General features: G+C 33.1%; 16 protein-coding genes. All 16 read left to right on the top strand.

Translation table 11 applies throughout. The features are described from left to right. Positions 1 to 43: 43 nt before the first annotated feature. The 16 genes from HMPREF0391_RS03130 to sufB all read left to right on the top strand — a co-directional run bounded on the left by HMPREF0391_RS03130 (position 44) and on the right by sufB (position 18,416). On the top strand, positions 44 to 1,225 hold the full coding sequence (locus HMPREF0391_RS03130; RefSeq protein ID WP_002835416.1) for an arginine deiminase: 1,182 nt from the start codon (positions 44 to 46) through the stop codon (positions 1,223 to 1,225). Positions 1,226 to 1,227: 2 nt separating this feature from the next. Continuing rightward, positions 1,228 to 2,217, top strand: a complete 990-nt coding sequence (gene argF / locus HMPREF0391_RS03125; RefSeq protein WP_002835415.1) for an ornithine carbamoyltransferase — start codon at positions 1,228 to 1,230, stop codon at positions 2,215 to 2,217. A 183-nt stretch (positions 2,218 to 2,400) separates the two neighbouring features. Beyond that, entirely contained in the window at positions 2,401 to 3,627 is a 1,227-nt protein-coding gene (locus HMPREF0391_RS03120) for an O-antigen ligase family protein (RefSeq protein ID WP_002835414.1), read from the top strand. A 99-nt stretch (positions 3,628 to 3,726) separates the two neighbouring features. Further along, the gene (locus tag HMPREF0391_RS03115; RefSeq protein WP_002835413.1) at positions 3,727 to 4,560 is read left to right on the top strand and encodes an MBL fold metallo-hydrolase; all 834 of its coding nucleotides are present in this window, start codon (positions 3,727 to 3,729) and stop codon (positions 4,558 to 4,560) included. Then, entirely contained in the window at positions 4,535 to 5,362 is an 828-nt protein-coding gene (locus tag HMPREF0391_RS03110; protein ID WP_002835412.1) for a tRNA 2-thiocytidine(32) synthetase TtcA, read from the top strand. Before HMPREF0391_RS03115 ends, HMPREF0391_RS03110 begins: the two co-directional genes overlap by 26 nt. Before the next feature lie 22 nt (positions 5,363 to 5,384). Continuing rightward, a complete protein-coding gene (locus tag HMPREF0391_RS03105) occupies positions 5,385 to 6,578 on the top strand; it encodes an FprA family A-type flavoprotein (protein ID WP_002835410.1) in 1,194 nt (397 codons plus the stop codon). A 190-nt stretch (positions 6,579 to 6,768) separates the two neighbouring features. After that, positions 6,769 to 8,427, top strand: a complete 1,659-nt coding sequence (locus tag HMPREF0391_RS03100) for a formate--tetrahydrofolate ligase (RefSeq protein ID WP_035109249.1) — start codon at positions 6,769 to 6,771, stop codon at positions 8,425 to 8,427. 157 nt (positions 8,428 to 8,584) lie between these two features. Continuing rightward, entirely contained in the window at positions 8,585 to 9,685 is a 1,101-nt protein-coding gene (gene gcvT / locus HMPREF0391_RS03095; protein WP_002835407.1) for a glycine cleavage system aminomethyltransferase GcvT, read from the top strand. 12 nt (positions 9,686 to 9,697) lie between these two features. Continuing rightward, on the top strand, positions 9,698 to 10,078 hold the full coding sequence (gcvH, locus tag HMPREF0391_RS03090; RefSeq protein ID WP_002835405.1) for a glycine cleavage system protein GcvH: 381 nt from the start codon (positions 9,698 to 9,700) through the stop codon (positions 10,076 to 10,078). Then, positions 10,078 to 11,424: an aminomethyl-transferring glycine dehydrogenase subunit GcvPA gene (gcvPA, locus tag HMPREF0391_RS03085; RefSeq protein ID WP_002835404.1), complete on the top strand. Its 1,347-nt coding sequence runs from the start codon at positions 10,078 to 10,080 to the stop codon at positions 11,422 to 11,424. The genes gcvH and gcvPA overlap by 1 nt, the downstream gene beginning before the upstream one ends. A gap of 1 nt (position 11,425) precedes the next feature. After that, positions 11,426 to 12,880: an aminomethyl-transferring glycine dehydrogenase subunit GcvPB gene (gcvPB, locus tag HMPREF0391_RS03080; protein WP_002835403.1), complete on the top strand. Its 1,455-nt coding sequence runs from the start codon at positions 11,426 to 11,428 to the stop codon at positions 12,878 to 12,880. Then, positions 12,880 to 14,289 carry a dihydrolipoyl dehydrogenase gene (gene lpdA, locus HMPREF0391_RS03075; RefSeq protein WP_002835402.1) on the top strand — a complete coding sequence of 470 codons (1,410 nt, stop codon included), beginning with the start codon at positions 12,880 to 12,882 and terminating at the stop codon, positions 14,287 to 14,289. Before gcvPB ends, lpdA begins: the two co-directional genes overlap by 1 nt. 168 nt (positions 14,290 to 14,457) lie before the next feature. Next, positions 14,458 to 15,660 carry a S1C family serine protease gene (locus HMPREF0391_RS03070; RefSeq protein ID WP_002835401.1) on the top strand — a complete coding sequence of 401 codons (1,203 nt, stop codon included), beginning with the start codon at positions 14,458 to 14,460 and terminating at the stop codon, positions 15,658 to 15,660. Positions 15,661 to 15,862: 202 nt separating this feature from the next. Next, positions 15,863 to 16,138, top strand: coding sequence for a hypothetical protein (locus HMPREF0391_RS03065; protein ID WP_002835400.1), 276 nt, complete (start codon positions 15,863 to 15,865; stop codon positions 16,136 to 16,138). 116 nt (positions 16,139 to 16,254) lie between these two features. Then, positions 16,255 to 17,004, top strand: coding sequence for a Fe-S cluster assembly ATPase SufC (sufC, locus tag HMPREF0391_RS03060; protein WP_002835399.1), 750 nt, complete (start codon positions 16,255 to 16,257; stop codon positions 17,002 to 17,004). Next, the gene (gene sufB / locus HMPREF0391_RS03055; RefSeq protein WP_002835398.1) at positions 17,004 to 18,416 is read left to right on the top strand and encodes a Fe-S cluster assembly protein SufB; all 1,413 of its coding nucleotides are present in this window, start codon (positions 17,004 to 17,006) and stop codon (positions 18,414 to 18,416) included. Before sufC ends, sufB begins: the two co-directional genes overlap by 1 nt. The last annotated feature ends 5 nt before the right edge of the window (positions 18,417 to 18,421 follow it).

Genomic DNA, 18,421 nt, shown 5'->3' with positions numbered 1-18,421 from the left:
TGTGTTATAATTTTATGTGGAAATCAGTTAAGGAGGCAACATATTGAAACCAAATATTTACTCTGAGATTGATAAGTTAAAATCTGTAATAGTTCACAGACCGGGAGAAGAATTAAATAATTTGACTCCTGATTTTATGGAAGAGTTATTGTTCGATGAACTTCCTTACTTGGAAAATGCTATCAGAGAACATGACTTTTTCTGCGAAACTATGCGTAATGAAGGTATTGAAGTATTATACCTAGAAGATTTGGCTGCAGAATCTATCAAACAAGATGACGTTAGAGAACAATTTATCGAAGATTTCCTAGAAGAATCGGGAAATAAGTCCGCAGATGAAATCAATTTACTAAGAGATTTACTTACAAATATCTCAGATGAGAAAGAATTGATACTTAAAACTATGTCAGGAGTTAGGTTGGATGAAATCGGTATTAATGACGAAAGTGGAAGACTTTTGGCTGTTAATCCAATGCCTAACTTGTATTTCACAAGAGATCCATTTTCTTTTGTAGGAAATTGTGTGAGTATCAATAGAATGTGGTCGGAAACTAGAAATAGGGAAACGCTTTATGCAAAATATATTTTCACTTATAATTCTAGATTCAACGATATTGAAAAAATTTACGATAGAACAGAAGATACTTCTATCGAAGGCGGAGATATTTTAATATTGAACAGCGAATGTGTAGCTGTTGGTATTTCTCAAAGAACACAAAAAGAAAGTGTTGACAAATTCGCTAAGAATTTATTGGAAAAATCAGATTTCAAATTTGTTTTGTCTTTCAAAATTCCTAACAAAAGAGAATTTATGCACTTGGACACTGTGTTCACAATGATTGATAAAGGAATTTTCACAGTTCACCCACTTATAGAAGGACCTTTGTATGTTGAAAAGTTGTATCTTGAAGATAACACTTTACAAAGAGAAGTTCAAAAGGGTTCATTAGAAGAAATTTTATCTACAAATTTACACGTTGATAATGTAAAAATTATAAGATGTGGAGGAACTAATCCGATAGATCAAATGCGTGAACAATGGAATGACGGTTCAAATACTTTGGCGATTGCACCAAATACTGTTATTGTTTACGACAGAAACAATGTTACAAACAGCTTGTTACAAGAAGCTGATGTAAATATAAGAACTATTAAATCAGGCGAATTATCTAGAGGACGTGGGGGTCCAAGATGTATGAGTATGCCATTTGAAAGGGAGATGTAATTATGTTAAAAGGAAGAGATTTTTTAACTTTAAAAGATTTCACTAAAGAAGAAATCGAACATTTACTAAATGTAAGTGCTGCATTAAAAGAAAAGAAAAGAATGGGTATTGTAGGAGAAACTTTAAAGGGCAAAAATATTGTTTTGTTATTTGAAAAAACTTCTACTAGAACAAGATGTTCATTTGAAACAGCTTGCCACGATGAAGGTGGTAATGTAACATTCTTAGGTATGAATGATAGCCAATTCGGTAAGAAAGAATCTGTAAGAGACTCTGCTTTAGTCTTATCAAGATTCTACGATGGTATCGAATTTAGAGGATTTGACCATGCAACTGTAGAAGAATTAGCAAAATATTCTTCAGTTCCAGTATGGAATGGTTTAACTGATATTTATCACCCAACACAAATCTTAGCAGACTTTTTAACTGTAAAAGAAAACATCCACAAAAACTTAGACCAAGTTAAATTCGTTTATGTTGGTGATGGTAGAAACAACATGGCAAACTCTTTAATGATTGGAGCTGCTAAATTAGGTATGGAATTTGTAAATCTTGCACCAAAAGAATTACATCCATCAAACGAAATGATGAACTCTATCCAAGAAATTGCCAAAGAATCTGGTGCTAAAATCACAGTTACTGACGATTTCAATAGCTTAAAAGGTGCAGATGTAATCTACACTGACGTTTGGGTATCAATGGGTGAAGAAGATCAATTCGAAGAAAGAATTAACTTACTTAAAGATTACCAAGTAGATATGAAGAAAATCGAAATGACTGAAAATCCTAACGTAATCTTCTTACACTGCTTACCATCTTTCCACAACTTAGAAACTAAAGTTGGTCGTGAAATCCACGAAAAATTTGGTTTGTCAGAAATGGAAGTAACTGATGAAGTATTCTACAGCAAATATTCAAAAGTATTTGATGAAGCTGAAAACAGAATGCACACTATAAAAGCAGTTATGGTAGAAACAATCGGCAATAAATAAATTTTAAATTTTTGAGAGATAGCTTTTGTACTATCTCTCATTTTTTATTGCTAAATATTGCAAAATTCCGGAATTTTTGATAAAATATCTTGTCATCGTCAATAGTTACGATTTGTCAAAAAACGTATATTATCACGGATTTTTGATATTATATTAGTATAAGATACGAATGAGAGGTGAAATATGAAAAGTTTTTACAATAGAATATTGAATTACAGTACAGACCAAAAATTTATTCTGTTGACTGCTATTGCAATGTTTATGCCGTTTTATATAGGAATCGGCGTTTTGATAGTGGATATGTTTTATTTTGTGTATCAAAATAAATTCAAGGAAATTTTTGATAAGTCTAATCTGTCTGTTTTTGGATTGATTTTCGCTGCTTATTCCTTATTAGTAAGCATTGTGTTCAACAATACTTATGGAATACTTGCGACTGTAGGAATGTTTGTGCTTTTTGTATTTGTGCTCTTTATTAGGAAAAATATGACAGAACAATTTATGGAAGACTGCATGATAATTATCATGTTGTTTGCATCGTTCTGTTTCTTGATAACATTGACTCAGTATTCGATAATTTTGAAGAACAATTCATTCAACTACACGCAATTCATGAAATACATCAGTGAAAATAGAACGACTGTTGGAACATTCTTTTTCAATGCAAATTATTATGCTATGGTGTGTTCTTTGGTTGGAATAATCAGTGCATACAAGTATTTTTCGACAGAATCATTTGAAAGATTATTTTCTTTTATAGTTGGAGTTTTAAGCGTTCTAACTTTATTGATCACAGATTCAAGGGGAGCGATGTTTGCTAGTTTCATAGCTGTGTTTGCTCTTACGATTATGATGAAAAAAAGAAAATACACTGTAGCGATTATTTCATTATTTGCATTGGCATTTGTTGGAATTGTGGCAGCGGGTAGGATGGATTTGGTTCCAAGAATTGACAAAATTGGATTCGATATGGGTCTTAGAAGATCGATTTGGATTAGTGCTATTGCAGCTTTCAAGAAAAACTTCATAATTGGTGTTGGTCCACTTGGAATTCACAATATTTACACTACAATAAGAGATCGTGCGATTGTCCACTCACACAATTTGTATTTGGATATTTTGGTTAATTTTGGATTGATAGGAGCAGGATTGTTGGTTCCAATTATCTGTCAATTGTTCAAAGAAATCAAAAGCCTATATTCAAAAAAATACACTAAAATGATTGTTGCAATGATAATTATGGTTATGATTCACAGTATGGTGGATGTTACAATATTTTGGACACAAACTTCATTCATATTTTTAACATTTGTTGTAGGAGTTGGTGAATTATCCACTGTGCCTGTTGCAGAATTAAGTTTGTTCAAGAATAAGAAAACTTTTAATACAAAAAATATTTACGAAAAATAAAACAAAAATTTCAAGATAGTTGGTAAAATATACCAACTATCTTTTTTACTTTAAAAAAAACACAATATCAATTATAATAGTAAACAAGGAGGATTTTGAATGAGTTTTAAATTTTGTTCGCTATCTAGCGGTTCAAGTGGAAATAGCGAATATATAGAGACTGAACACTCCAAAATTTTAATCGACGCAGGTTTTAGTGGTAAAACTATTGAGAACCTACTTAAATATATAAATGTTGACCCAAGCAAATTAGATGCGATTTTTGTGACGCATGAACATGCAGATCACATCAAAGGAATTGGCGTGTTGAGCAGAAGATACGATTTGCCAATTATCGCAAATGCCGAAACTTGGTATGCAATGGATAACAAAATTGGGAAAATAAATGATAAGAATATTTATGTCTTCGAAAATAATAGACATATTAATTTCAAAGATTTGGATATTTTGCCGATTAAAACTAGCCACGATAGTGCAAATAGTTGTGGTTATGTGATTAGTAAGGACGACAAAAAATTATCGATTGTCACTGATACTGGAATTATTGAAGATAGTGTGTACGAAGAAATTAAGGATTCAAATCTTTTTTTTATTGAGGCAAATCACGATGTAGATATGCTGAAGTACGGAAGCTATCCTCCAGCATTGAAACAGAGAATTTTGTCGGATCATGGGCATTTGTCCAATGATTCCTGCGCGTATTTATTGGGAGATATTTTAAGAGGCAATCATGAAGTGATTCAATTAGCGCATTTGAGTAAGGAAAACAATACTCCAAGAAAAGCGCTAAGTACTGTTGAAGATTATTTGAAAAGTTTGGGACTTGATGTTGGAGAGGCTGCGACAGTAGAAGTAGCTGAAAGATACAGTCCTAGTAACATAGTAGATTTAGAAAAAATGGAGATATATGCAAAGAACTGTACAAGAAGTTGAAAGAGCAATTATAAAAAAATATAGAAAACACATTTGGTCAAAGTTTATCAAGGCTATAAAAGAATATGATTTGATTCAAGACGGCGACAAAATAGCCGTGTGTATGAGTGGTGGCAAGGATAGTTTACTTCTTGCGAAATTATTCCAAGAACTTCAAAAACACGGAATGAATAATTTTGATCTTGAATTCATAGCGATGAATCCGGGATATAGTGAAGAAAATATTAGACTTGAGAAGGAAAATTTTGAAAAACTTAACATTCCTTATCACATGTATGATACTGATGTATTCAGTGTTAGTGAGAAAATTTCATCGAACAATCCGTGTTATATGTGTGCAAGGATGAGAAGAGGGGCACTTTACTCCAAGGCAAAAGAACTTGGTTGCAATAAAATGGCGTTGGGTCATCATTTTGATGATGTGATTGAAACTATTTTATTGAATGTTTTGTGTTCTGGAAATTATAAAACAATGATGCCAAAGCTTCACTCAAATAACTTTGAAGGAATTGAACTTATAAGACCGATGTATTTGATTAGAGAAGAATCTGTAAAAAGTTGGTTAAATTATTCGGGATTAAAAGCCCTAGACTGCGCTTGTTCTGTAACTAAGAAAACAGAAGGGTCCATGAGGAAACAAATCAAACTTTTGATTGCAGAATTGTCGGATAGAGGATTTACAAATGTAGAAAATTCTATATTTAAATCCAGTGAAAATGTTGATGTATCCAGAATTCTTGGGTATGAATATAATGGTGAAAAGTATAACTTTTTGGATACTTACGGTGAAAATGATTTATAATCGTTAATTTATAGGAGGAAATATGGGAGTAGAACCAATTAAAATCCAAGAAAATTTGTATTACTTGGGTGTGAACGACAGACAAACAGAATTTTTTGAAAATATGTGGCCGTTGCCTTATGGAGTAGCTTATAACTCTTATTTGATTACAGGCGAAAAAACTTGTTTGATGGATACTGTAAAAGTTAGCAAGAGTGATGAATTTGTAGATAATGTCAAAGCAATATTAAAGGATAGAAAATTGGACTATTTGGTAATTCATCACATTGAACCAGATCATTCAGGATCAATTCCACAAATTTTAGATCTTTATCCAGATCTAAAAATCGTAGGAAACAAGAAAACAAGATCAATGTTGAATGATTATTATGAAATTGATTCAGATCATTTCGTTGAAGTTGGAGAAGGCGATGTACTTGATTTGGGAGATAGAAAACTTACATTCTATTTGACAGCAATGGTTCACTGGCCAGAATCAATGGTTAGTTACGATGCTGAAAATAAAATTTTATTCTCACAAGATATTTTCGGTGGTTTCGGAACTAATGACGGAGCAATCTATGATGACGAATTAGATTACGATTTAAGAAGAACAGAATTCAGAAGATACTATACAAATATCGTTGGAAAATATTCTCAAATGGCAGTACGTGCTATTAACAAATTATCTTCTTTGGAAATCAAAACAATTTGTCCAGTTCATGGTTGCATTTGGAGAAAACAACCTTCAAGAATAGTTGAAGATTACACTAAATGGGCAACTTATGAAGTAAATGAAGGAGTTGTAATAGCTTATGCATCAATGTATGGTAATACAGAATTGATGGCAGATCAACTAGCTAGATATTTGGCAGATGAAGGTGTTAGAAATATTGAAGTGATGGATGTAAGTAAAACTCATGAATCTTATATACTTTCAAATTGTTGGGAAAAGAAATCATTAGTATTAGGATCTTGCACATACAACAACACTGTATATCCAGTAATGAATAATTTATTGAACATTTTAAAAATGCAAAAATTAAAAAATCATGTGGTTTCTGTTTTTGGATCATTCGGATGGAGCGGTGGCGCTGTCAAAAATTTAAAAGAATTTGTTGAAGAAGGAAAATTCGAAACAACAGAAACAGTTGTTGAAGCAAAAGGTCGCATGAAAGAAGAAGACGATCAAGGCTTAAGACAAATGGCAAAAGAAATCGCAGCAAAAATTAAATAATAAATTTTAGAATCAATCATTAATTTGATTGGTTCTATTTTTTTATCTGACAAAATGCGTTAAATTAATAATTATTATCAAAAAAATCCTAAAAAATGATTTTTGGTGTTATTATTGAACTAATATGGGTATAAATAGCTTAGTGGTTATTAGGTTAATAGCTAATAAATAAAATTTGGAGGTAATGATTATGGCTACAGATGTAGAAATTGCTCAAAAAGCGAAATTAGAAAAAATCAGCGTGATAGCTGAAAAAATGGGATTAACAGAAGAAGATTACGAACAATATGGTAGATATAAGGCAAAATTAGATTTAAATCTTTTTGAAAAAAATAAAGACAAAAAAGATGGTAAATTAATTTTGATGACAAGTATTAACCCAACTCCAACAGGAGAAGGTAAAACAACTATGAATGTTGGTTTGGCAATGGGACTTAACAAAATTGGCAAAAACGCTATTTCAGTTTTAAGAGAACCATCTTTAGGACCTAACTTTGGTATGAAAGGTGGAGCTGCTGGTGGTGGATATGCACAAGTAGTTCCAATGGATGAAATCAACATGCACTTCACAGGTGACTTCCACGCAATCACTACTGCAAATAACTTAATTTGCGCAATGATGGATAACCACATTCACCAAGGTAATGCGTTAAACATCGATCCAAAACAAATCTTAATTAAAAGATGTATGGACATGAACGAACGTGAATTAAGAGATATAGTTATCGGCGTTGGTTCGAAAGGTAACGGAGTTATGCGTCAAGACGGTTTCGAAATCACTGTTGCAAGTGAAATCATGGCTATTTTATGTCTTGCAAAAGATTTGAAAGACTTAAAAGAAAGAGTTGGAAACATTCTTATCGCTTTTGATACAGAAGGTAAACCAGTTTATGCAAAAGACGTTAAAGCTGATGGTGCTGTAGCATTAATCATGAAAGAAGCTATCAAACCAAACTTAGTTCAAACATTAGAACACACTCCAGCAATTATTCATGGTGGACCATTCGCCAACATTGCACACGGATGTAACTCTGTAATAGCTACAAAATTAGGATTGAAACTTGGAGATTACGTAGTAACTGAAGCAGGTTTCGGTGCTGACTTAGGAGCAGAAAAATTCTTCGATATCAAATGTAGAAACGACTTACATCCAAACATGGTATGTATCGTTGCTACAATCAAAGCATTAAAACATCACGGGGAAGCAGAAGACTACAAAGTTGAAAATGTAGAAGCTTTGGAAAAAGGATATGCTAACCTTAAACGTCACATCGAAAACATGAAGAAATACAAAGTTCCAGTAGTAGTAGCAATCAACAGATTTGCAAATGATACAGATGCTGAAATCAAGAAATTAACTGAATTGGTTGAAGCAGACGGAACAAAAGCTATTTTCTGTGACGTATGGGCAGAAGGTGGCGAAGGTGCAAGAGAATTAGCAGAATACGTTGTTGAAAATACAAAAGAAGAAAACGAATTTGAATTCTTATATGACCTTGAATTACCAATAAAAGAAAAAATTGAAAAAATTGCAAAAGAAATCTACAGAGCTGACGGCGTAGAATTTAGTGCAAAAGCTAAGAAGAAATTAAAACAAATCAAAGAATTAGGATTAGACAATTATCCAGTATGTATGGCTAAGACTCAATACTCATTCTCTGATAATAAAAAATTAATCGGAGCTCCAACTGGATTTACAATCACAGTAAGTGATTTCAAAATCTCAAGAGGTGCTGGATTTGTCGTTGCACTATTAGGTTCTGTAATGACAATGCCAGGTTTACCAAAAGTTCCTTCAGCAGAAAACTGCGATGTTTTAGATGATGGTACAGTTGTAGGATTATTCTAGAAAAAATTTAATGCCTGAATTTGTGTGAATTTATTATGATTTATAAAAATTTTCTATAAATTCAGGCTTATTTATTATGATAATTAATAAAATTTGTTACAAATACTAATAACTTTTATGGTACAATAGTTATGAAAAGGATTATAAGTAAAAGGAGATGCTTATGAGTACAAAAAAAACTCCTCTATATGAGGAACACAAAAAATTAGGTGGAAAAGTTGTTGACTTCGCTGGTTTTTATTTGCCAGTTGATTATGAAGGATTACAACAAGAACACGAAGCAGTAAGAAACAACGTTGGTTTATTTGATGTAAGCCACATGGGTGAATTTACTGTAAAAGGCAAAGACGCTTTAAAATTCATCAACTATGTTTGCACTAATGATTACTCTAAATGTGCAGATGGACAAATCCAATATTCTTTATTATTACATGAAGATGGCGGAATGGTTGATGACTTATTAGTTTACAAAAACAACGATGAAGACTTTTTAATGGTTCCAAACGCAGCCAACACTGAAAAGGACTTCAAACATATCTCTAAATATGTAGATAAATTCGATGTTGAACTTAAAAACATCAGCGACTCTGTTGCAGAAATCGCTATTCAAGGTCCTAAGGCTGAAGAATTATTACAAAGATTAGTTGAATTCGATCTTTCAAAAATTGAATACTATCACTTTGTAAAAGACATTAAATACAAGGAATACGATGTATTAATTTCTAGAACTGGTTATACTGGTGAAGATGGATTCGAAGTTTATGCAACTGCAGAAGCAATAGTAGACTTATGGAATGAATTATTAGAAAAAGGAAAAGACTTAGGTGTTAAACCATGTGGTCTTGGATGTAGAGATACATTGAGATTTGAAGCAGCAATGCCTTTATATGGAAACGAACTTGCAGATGAAGTATCTCCATTAGAAGTTGGCTTGAAATTTGCGGTTAAAATGGACAAAGACGACTTCGTTGGTAAAGCTAAAACTCAAGAAAAAGTTGATGCAGGAATCGACAAGAAACTTATTGGTATCGAAATGCAAAGCAAACGTATTGCAAGACAAGGTGCTGAAGTTCAAAAAGATGGTAAAACTATCGGTAAAGTAACTACAGGATACCTTTCACCAACATTTGGCGTATGTTTAGCAAATGCATTTGTAGATAAATCAGCTGTAGCATTAGGTGATGAAGTTGATGTTATTATCAGAAACAAACCAGCTAAAGCAACAGTTGTTAAAAGAAAATTTTTGGATAGAAAATAGGGGGAAAAGAAAATGGCAGAAGTAGCAAAAGATTTATTGTACACAAAAGATCATGAATGGATTAAAGTAGACGGAGACGTTTATGAAATTGGTCTTGCAGATTATGCACAAGACAGTTTAGGAGACATCGTATATGTTGAATTACCAGATGTTGATGATGAAATTGATGCAGAAGAATCTGTAGCAAGTGTTGAATCTGTAAAAGCAGCATCAGAAGTTTACACTCCATTTGCTTGTACAATTGTAGAAGCTAATGAAGAATTAGATGACGAACCAGGCAACATCAACAAAGCTCCATACGAAAGCTGGATTGCTAAGGTTAAATTCGAAGACTTCGATGAATCTAAATTAATGACTGCTGATGAATACGAAAAATTCTTAGGAGAATTATAATGTATCCATACATCTCAATTACTGATCAAGAAATTGAGGAAATGCTAAAAACAATTGGCATTTCCTCTACTGATGAACTTTATTCAGATATTCCTGAAAACGTTCAATTCAAAGGAGAACTTAACATACCAAAAGCAAAAAGCGAAGTTGAAGTTAGAAGATATTTCGACGAAATTTTTGCTAAGAACACATCTACTGATGATAAGGTTTGTTTCCTAGGTGGTGGAGCTTATGATAGATACGTTCCTTCTGTAATTCCGGCAATGGCAAGCAGAAGTGAATTCTACACTTCATATACACCATACCAACCAGAAATAAGCCAAGGTACTCTTTCCTATATTTTTGAATATCAAACAATGATGGCAAACCTTACTGGTATGCCAATATCAAACGCTTCTTTATACGATGGTGGAACAGCTATCACAGAAGCAGCCTTGATGACTATCCAAAAGTCCAAAAAATCAAAAATTCTATGCGCTAATACAGTTAGTCCTTCAGCAAAAGAAATCTTGTTGACTTATTGTCACGATAGAAAGGTTGAAGTAGAATTTATCCCAATGAAAGATTTACTAACAGATATGGACGAATTGGAAAAAATGATGACTGACGAAGTTGGTACAGTTATCGTTCAATCTCCAAACTATTACGGATATATCGAAGATGTAAAAAAATATGAAGAGTTAACTCACTCTATCAAGAAAAACTACTTGATAATGTCAGCAGATCCAATGAGTTTAGGTTTGTTAAAGAAACCATCTGAATATAATGTTGACGTTGTTGTAGGTGAAGCTCAACAATTCGGAGTAAACTTACAATATGGTGGACCTTATTTAGGATATATGTGCTTTACTGATGAATTTGTTAGAAAATTCCCTGGCCGTGTTGTAGGTGAAACTACTGACGAAGACGGTAAGAGATCATTTGTTTTAACACTTTCAGCAAGAGAACAACACATTAAACGTGATAGAGCAACTTCAAATATCTGTTCAAACCAAGGTGTTAACTTACTTGCAGCAAGTATTTATTTATCACTTTTAGGTAAAGCTGGTATTAAAGAAGTAGCAACTCAATCATTACAAAAAGCTCACTATCTATTTGAAGAATTAAAGAAAATAGACAAAGTTAAAGTTCTTAGTGAAAAACCATTCTTTGATGAATTCACTATCGGTTTTGACAAAGACACTGAAGAAGTTAAGAAAGCATTATTTGATAAAGGATTCTTAGCTGGAATTAGCATTAAAGAAGCTACAGATGGATGTGGCAATGGTTTAATTATTGCTGTAACAGAAAAGAGAACAAAAGAAGAAATGGACAATTTTGTAGCAGCAGTTAAGGAGGTATTATAATATGGCTTATAACAAGTTAATATTTGAATTATCACAACCAGGTAGAACTGGATATAAACTTCCTGAATTAGACGTAGAAGAAAAAGATAACTTAATTCCAGAAGAATTTTTATCAAATGAAGAATTAGATTTACCAGAAGTTAGTGAAGTTGACGTAGTTCGTCACTATACTAATCTTTCAACTCTAAACTTCGGCGTAGATACAGGTATGTATCCATTAGGATCTTGTACAATGAAGTACAACCCTAAAATAAATGAAGAAATTATAGCAAATCCAAAACTTGCGCGTCTTCACCCAAAACAAGATGACTACCAAGTTCAAGGTGCGTTGGAAGCAATGTACACTTTACAAAAATCATTATGCGAAATCTCTGCAATGGATTATATGACATTACAACCAGCAGCAGGTGCTCATGGTGAAATAACTGCTATTACAATCTTCAAGAAATACCACGAAGTTAATGGTAATTCTGAAAAGAATGAAATCATAGTTCCAGACTCAGCTCACGGTACTAACCCAGCAACAGCTGCAATGGCTGGATACAAAGTAGTAGAAGTTAAATCAAACGCAAATGGTGTAGTTGACGTTGAAGACTTAAGAAAAGTTGTAAACGAAAAAACTGCTGGTTTGATGTTAACTAACCCTAACACTTTAGGTTTATTTGAAACTAAAATCAAAGAAATCGCTGAAATAGTTCACGAAGCTGGCGGATTACTATACTATGATGGAGCAAATGCTAACGCTATTTTAGGACATGCTAGACCAGGGGACATGGGATTCGACGCAATCCACTTCAATGTTCACAAAACATTCTCTACACCACACGGTGGTGGAGGTCCAGGTGCAGGTCCTGTAGGTGTTAAGAAATTCTTAAGAGATTATTTACCAAAGCCAATCGTTGAAAAAGACGGAGATAAATATTTCTTAGATTACAGCATGGAACATTCTATCGGTAGAATGAAAGACTTCCAAGGTCACTTCGGAATTTTAATGAGAGCATTGACTTATATTTTGACTATGGGTAGTGACGGATTGAAGTGTGCATCTACTACAGCAGTATTAAATGCAAACTATCTACAAGCTCAATTAAAAGACGATTACAACTTACCACACGACTTCATCTGTAAACACGAATTCGTATTAGGCGGATTAAAGGATGATTGCGATGGACAAGTTAAGACATTGGATGTAGCTAAGAGACTGTTAGATATGGGATTCCATCCACCAACAGTATACTTCCCATTAATCGTTCACGAAGCATTAATGGTAGAACCTACTGAAACTGAACCAAAACAAACTCTTGATGAATTCGTAGCTGCAATGAAACAAATTGCACAAGAAGCAAGAGAAAATAAAGATATATTATTAGAAGCTCCTATTACAACTGTTGTTAGAAGACCAGATGAAACAGAAGCTGCTAAGAAGTTAATATTGACTTACAAAAAAGGAGAATAATGACTAAAGATATCATTATTATCGGCGCTGGACCTGGTGGCTATGAAACAGCCATCAGGGCATGCCAGCTCGGTTTAAATGTAACTTTAATCGAAAAAGCTGAAGTAGGTGGTACATGCTTGAATAGAGGATGTATACCTACTAAAACTTTATGGAAAATTGCTGATTTGTACAAAGAAATTAAAGAATCAGAAACTTTTGGAATTGAAGTTAATGACCATAAATTATTAGCCGATAAAATTAAACAAAGGAAAACAGAAATTATCGAAAGACTTAGAAGTGGTGTTGAATACCTTTTCAAAACTTACGATAATTTAACTTTTATTAGAGGAGAAGCTAGTTTTAAGGATAATAAAACTGTTGTTGTGAAGACTTTGGAAGGAGAAACCAAAGAACTTACAGCTGATAAAATTATCATAGCTACTGGATCCAAAGATTATAAGCCAACAAATATTGAAGGCATTGACCACCCTAAAGTTTTGACATCAACAGGACTTTTGGAATTAGAAGAAATTCCAAAATCAATGGTTGTTATCGGAACTGGCGTAATAGGAATGGAATTTGCATCAATATATTCACAATTTGGAACAGAAGTTACTGTAGTTGGTAACAAACTGTTGAAAACTGAAGATGGCGAAATCCAAAAACGTCTAAAATCAATCTTGAAAAGCGATACTTTGAAGTTTGTAACAGGAGTATATGCTAAGAAAATTGTTGAAGAAGACGGAAGGCTTAAAATCATTAGTCAAAAAGTTGGCAAAGATAAATTCGAAGAAACTTATGCAGATTACGTTCTTGTAGCAAGTGGAAGAAGCAGCAATATAGATAATCTTGGAATTGAAAATACAGATATTAAAACTGAAAAGAACGCTATTGTTGTGGATGAAAATCTTCAAACAAATGTTGAAGGAATTTACTCCATCGGGGATTGTGTGTACAAGAACACTCAACTAGCACACGTTGCAAGTAATCAAGGTAAAAATCTTGTAAGAGTTTTTTCTGGAAAAGAAAAAAATATCAACATGGATATAGTTCCAGCGGTTGTGTTTACTGTTCCTGAAATTGCATCTGTAGGATTAACTGAAGAAAAAGCAAAAGAACAAAACATCGATTATGTAACAAGCAAATTTATGTATCAAGCTAACGGTAAGGCATTGAGTTTGAATGCTACAGAAGGTTTTGTAAAGATAGTTGCTACAAAAGATTTATCTAAGATTTTAGGTTGCCACATAATTGGTCATGATGCATCCACATTGATTCACTTTGCAGCAATTGCTATGAACAATAATGTTGGAGTTGAAGGTTTATCAGCAATGATTTATGCTCACCCGACTATTAGTGAAGTGTTCATGGATTCTGTCGAACAATTAGAAGGCTTATCTATCAATACGCCAAACCCTAACAAATAAATCAAATCCTCGTATTTAATTTCTAAGAGAAATTAGTACGGGGATTTTTTAATGTTTACAAAAAGTCAAATATAAAGTTTGATTTTTCGTAAACTTTATCGACGTTTTACTCACAGTTCAAACACATTTGCTTGATAAAGTATAAGTATAAAATATGGAGGTGTAGATATGGACAGAGACCCATACTCTGATTACAACGATTATATAAGAAAAAGAAGAGACGGCTTGAGTGAAAGAAAAGTCGAAAATATGATAAAAGAAGAAATAGCTAAGAATAAACCAAAGATTGGTTGGTTAAAAGCACTCACAATATTTTTATTAATTTATTCTTTGGTTATGAGCTATTTCGTAGCAAAAAATATGACTGGTATTACTGAGACGATTAACAAAAATGGTCAAGTTGAAAGTAGTACTATTTCTATAAAAAACAATAGTGTCTCCACAGAAAATGCCGTAGCCAAGAAATCTTTGGACTCTGTAGTTGGTATAACAACTGTAGGCGTTCAAGAAAATATGTTTTTCCAAGGCAGAGTTGTAGAAGGTGTTGGAAGTGGTGTTGTTGTTAGTCAAGATGGATATATCCTTACTAACGCACACGTTGTACAAGATGGTAAGGCAGAAAAAATCGAAGTGCTACTTACAAATGGCAAGAAATCATCTGCAAAATTATTGTGGTATGACACAACGCTGGATCTTGCAGTAATTAAAACTGATATGACTGGATTAAAACCAGTTGAAATGGGAGATAGCGACAAGGTTCAAATAGGAGATAAGGCGATTGCTATTGGTAATCCATTGGGATTGGATTTGCAATCAACATTGACTAGTGGTTATATTTCAGGAAAAGATAGAACGATCACTTTACAAAATGGTTTACAAATGGATGGTTTGATGCAAACAGATGCTGCTATAAACTCAGGGAATAGTGGTGGTGGACTTTTCGACCAAGAAGGCAAACTAATCGGTATAAATACTGCCAAAGCTTCTGCAGAAGGAATCGGATTTACTATTCCTATTAACGTAGCCAAAACTATTGTCGACAATATAGTTTCTGGTGGCTCTTTCGAAGGAGTTAAGCTTGGAATAAGTGGAGTTGATGTGAAAACTTTCCAACAAGCTACAGGTCAAAAACTTTCTATAGATAAGGGAATTTATGTAGTGGAAGTTGTCAAAGGATCTTCTGCACAAAAAGCTGGAGTAACTAGAGGAGATATAATTACAAAAGTTAATGGCAAACAAATCAACACAATGAGTTCCTTGAAGAAAGCATTGCTTGAAGTTAGGCCACAACAAAAAGGCAAAATAACTGTTTATAGAGATGGCAGTACTAAAGATTTGGATATTGAATTTAGTACTTTACAACAAAAATAAGGTATCACGTTTTTTCCTTCCTTAATTTGCGTGAGATTTGAAATATATAAATTTGAAAGCGGTAGTGTGAACTATCGCTTTTAAATTGGGGAAAACAAATAAATTCTTAAAAAATGTCTAAAAAATCTAAATTTTTCGGTTTTGCTATTTACACAATGAATTAATTAGTATAAAATATGGGAGTGTTGAGGAGGAGAAAGATTTGAAGCAAATTTATTCTGTAAAAATGATTTTGAAATACAAGACAGATGTGTCTATATATGAAGAAGATATTGTTCTTATAGAAATGGAAAGCATTGATGAATTAAAAGACAAATGTTTGGAATATGTAGATTTAATTCAAGAGGATTTGAACGATCATGAATTCGTAGAATTACATGAGATTGTGAATTGGAATTTAGCAAGCGAAAAGTTCGATAGTTCTATGAATTTCAAGGAAGTTTATTCGGAATTTATAGACGAAGACGAAATTGCGTAGTAAAATAGTAGGTTTTTGTTTGAAGGCTTAACTATTTTGCTTTTTTCGTGTATAATATAGTAGGACATAAGGATCTCTTATATATATATTTATTACATAACTGTAAGGAGGTTATTATGTCAAAAAATTTATTAACTATTAAAGACTTATCCGCAAGGGTAGGAGATAAAGAAATATTAAAAAACATAAATTTAAATATAAACTATGGTGAAGTTCACGTTATTATGGGACCAAATGGTTCTGGTAAATCAACTTTAGCCAATGTTATTTTGAACAATCCACAATATGAAACTACTTCAGGTGATATTTTACTTGATGGTGAAAGTATTATGGATTTATCAACAGATAAAAGAGCCAAAAAAGGTATTTTTATGTCTTTCCAAAATCCAATGGAAGTTTCAGGCATTAGTGTAGAAAACTTCATCAGATCTGCCAAAATAGCAAAAACTGATGAAAATATAGGATTCTTAGAATTCAGAGAAGAACTGGAAGATAATATGGATATACTTGAGTTTGATCATGGATATTCTTCCAGATATTTGAATGTCGGTTTTTCCGGTGGTGAAAAAAAGAAGAACGAAATTCTACAAATGTTAATGCTACAACCAAAACTAGCAATCCTTGATGAAACAGATTCTGGTCTTGATGTTGATGCTGTTAGAACTGTATCAAAAGGTGTAAAGGAATTCTTACATGACAACAATTCAGTTATTGTAATCACACATCACAAGGAAATCTTAAAAGAAATTAAGCCAGATTTCGTTCATGTAATCATGGATGGCACTATTGTAAAAGAAGGTTCTAGCGAACTTTTAGATCAAATTGAAGAAAAAGGATTCAATTGGATTAGAGAAGAGGTGAAATAATGGCACCTAAAAAGAAGACTCAAGTCGATGAAATGGATAGAGGTATCTATGACATCAAGAATAAATTTACTTTTAGAAGAAAAACTGAAGAGGGCTTGACTCCTGAAATTGTAAGACAGATTTCAGAAGAAAAAAATGAACCTCAATGGATGCTCGAAAAAAGATTGGAAGCTCTTGAAATATTTTACAATTCAGAAGATCCTGAATGGGGACCGGATTTGAGTGTCGTTGATATGAATAAGGTCACAACATACATTAGACCTGATGCAGATAGATCAAGCGACTGGAACGAAGTCCCTGATGAAATCAGAGATACTTTCGATAAGTTAGGTATCCAAGAGGCTGAAAAAGAAATGATGCTTAGCGGTGTTGGGGCACAATACGATAGTGAGGTTGTGTATCACAACATTCAACAATCTTTGGTAGACCAAGGGGTTATTTATACAGATTTTGATACGGCTCTTAGAGAACATGAAGATATTGTTAAACAATATTTTGCAAAATCAATCACACCAAGATTGCACAAATACGCAGCACTTCACTATGCAGTGTGGTCAGGTGGATCATTTGTATATGTTCCAAAAGGAGTAGATGTTAAAATCCCACTTCAAAGTTATTTCAGATTGAATGCTCCAGGAGCAGGTCAATTCGAACATACAATGATTATCGTAGAAGATGACAGTTATTGTCACTTCATTGAAGGTTGCTCAGCTCCAAAATATAACGCGTTAAATGTACACGCTGGTGCAGTTGAAATCTTCGTTGGAGAAAATGCTACTCTTAGATTTTCAACAATCGAAAACTGGTCACGAAATATGTACAACTTAAACTCGAAAAGAGCAATCATTGAAAAAAATGGTAAGGTTGAATGGGTTTCTGGTTCATTTGGATCAGCGGTATCCATGCTTTATCCATCAAGTGTCTTAAAGGGAGAAGGTGCAAGCAGTGAATACACTGGTATTTCATTTGCAGGACGTGACCAAAACTTAGACACAGGTGCTGTTATGATTCACGCAGCCCCCCACACAACAAGCTATGTAAACAGCAAGTCTATCTCTAAATCAGGTGGAATTAGTGTTTACAGAGGTTTAGTAGACATAAAAGAAAATGCTTATGATTCAAAATCATCAGTAAGTTGTGAATCGTTAATGTTAGATAATGAAAGTAGATCAGATACAATTCCAGTTGTTAAAATAGGAAACAAACATGTCGATTTGGGACATGAAGCATCTATCGGTAGAATAGATGATCAAGTTATTTTCTATTTGATGACAAGAGGTATTCCAGAAGAAGAAGCAAAATCAATGGTAGTTCGTGGATTTGCGGAACCAATAGCTAAAGAATTACCTATGGAATATGCGGTTGAGATGAATAATTTAATTAATCTTGAATTAGAAGGAAGCATAGGATAGGAGTT

This window comes from Finegoldia magna ATCC 53516 (assembly GCF_000159695.1).
GTDB lineage: Bacteria > Bacillota > Clostridia > Tissierellales > Peptoniphilaceae > Finegoldia > Finegoldia magna_F.
This window is presented reverse-complemented; position numbering and strand designations above follow the sequence as displayed.

What these genes read in the sequence shown, in the direction of transcription:
- lpdA (WP_002835402.1), top strand. Translation starts at nt 12,880, where the DNA reads ATGACTAAAGATATCATTATTATCGGCGCTGGACCTGGTGGCTATGAA.
- HMPREF0391_RS03100 (WP_035109249.1), top strand. Translation starts at nt 6,769, where the DNA reads ATGGCTACAGATGTAGAAATTGCTCAAAAAGCGAAATTAGAAAAAATC.
- HMPREF0391_RS03110 (WP_002835412.1), top strand. Translation starts at nt 4,535, where the DNA reads ATGCAAAGAACTGTACAAGAAGTTGAAAGAGCAATTATAAAAAAATAT.
- HMPREF0391_RS03070 (WP_002835401.1), top strand. Translation starts at nt 14,458, where the DNA reads ATGGACAGAGACCCATACTCTGATTACAACGATTATATAAGAAAAAGA.
- gcvPA (WP_002835404.1), top strand. Translation starts at nt 10,078, where the DNA reads ATGTATCCATACATCTCAATTACTGATCAAGAAATTGAGGAAATGCTA.
- HMPREF0391_RS03115 (WP_002835413.1), top strand. Translation starts at nt 3,727, where the DNA reads ATGAGTTTTAAATTTTGTTCGCTATCTAGCGGTTCAAGTGGAAATAGC.
- gcvPB (WP_002835403.1), top strand. Translation starts at nt 11,426, where the DNA reads ATGGCTTATAACAAGTTAATATTTGAATTATCACAACCAGGTAGAACT.
- sufC (WP_002835399.1), top strand. Translation starts at nt 16,255, where the DNA reads ATGTCAAAAAATTTATTAACTATTAAAGACTTATCCGCAAGGGTAGGA.
- gcvT (WP_002835407.1), top strand. Translation starts at nt 8,585, where the DNA reads ATGCTTATGAGTACAAAAAAAACTCCTCTATATGAGGAACACAAAAAA.
- gcvH (WP_002835405.1), top strand. Translation starts at nt 9,698, where the DNA reads ATGGCAGAAGTAGCAAAAGATTTATTGTACACAAAAGATCATGAATGG.
- sufB (WP_002835398.1), top strand. Translation starts at nt 17,004, where the DNA reads ATGGCACCTAAAAAGAAGACTCAAGTCGATGAAATGGATAGAGGTATC.
- HMPREF0391_RS03105 (WP_002835410.1), top strand. Translation starts at nt 5,385, where the DNA reads ATGGGAGTAGAACCAATTAAAATCCAAGAAAATTTGTATTACTTGGGT.
- argF (WP_002835415.1), top strand. Translation starts at nt 1,228, where the DNA reads ATGTTAAAAGGAAGAGATTTTTTAACTTTAAAAGATTTCACTAAAGAA.
- HMPREF0391_RS03120 (WP_002835414.1), top strand. Translation starts at nt 2,401, where the DNA reads ATGAAAAGTTTTTACAATAGAATATTGAATTACAGTACAGACCAAAAA.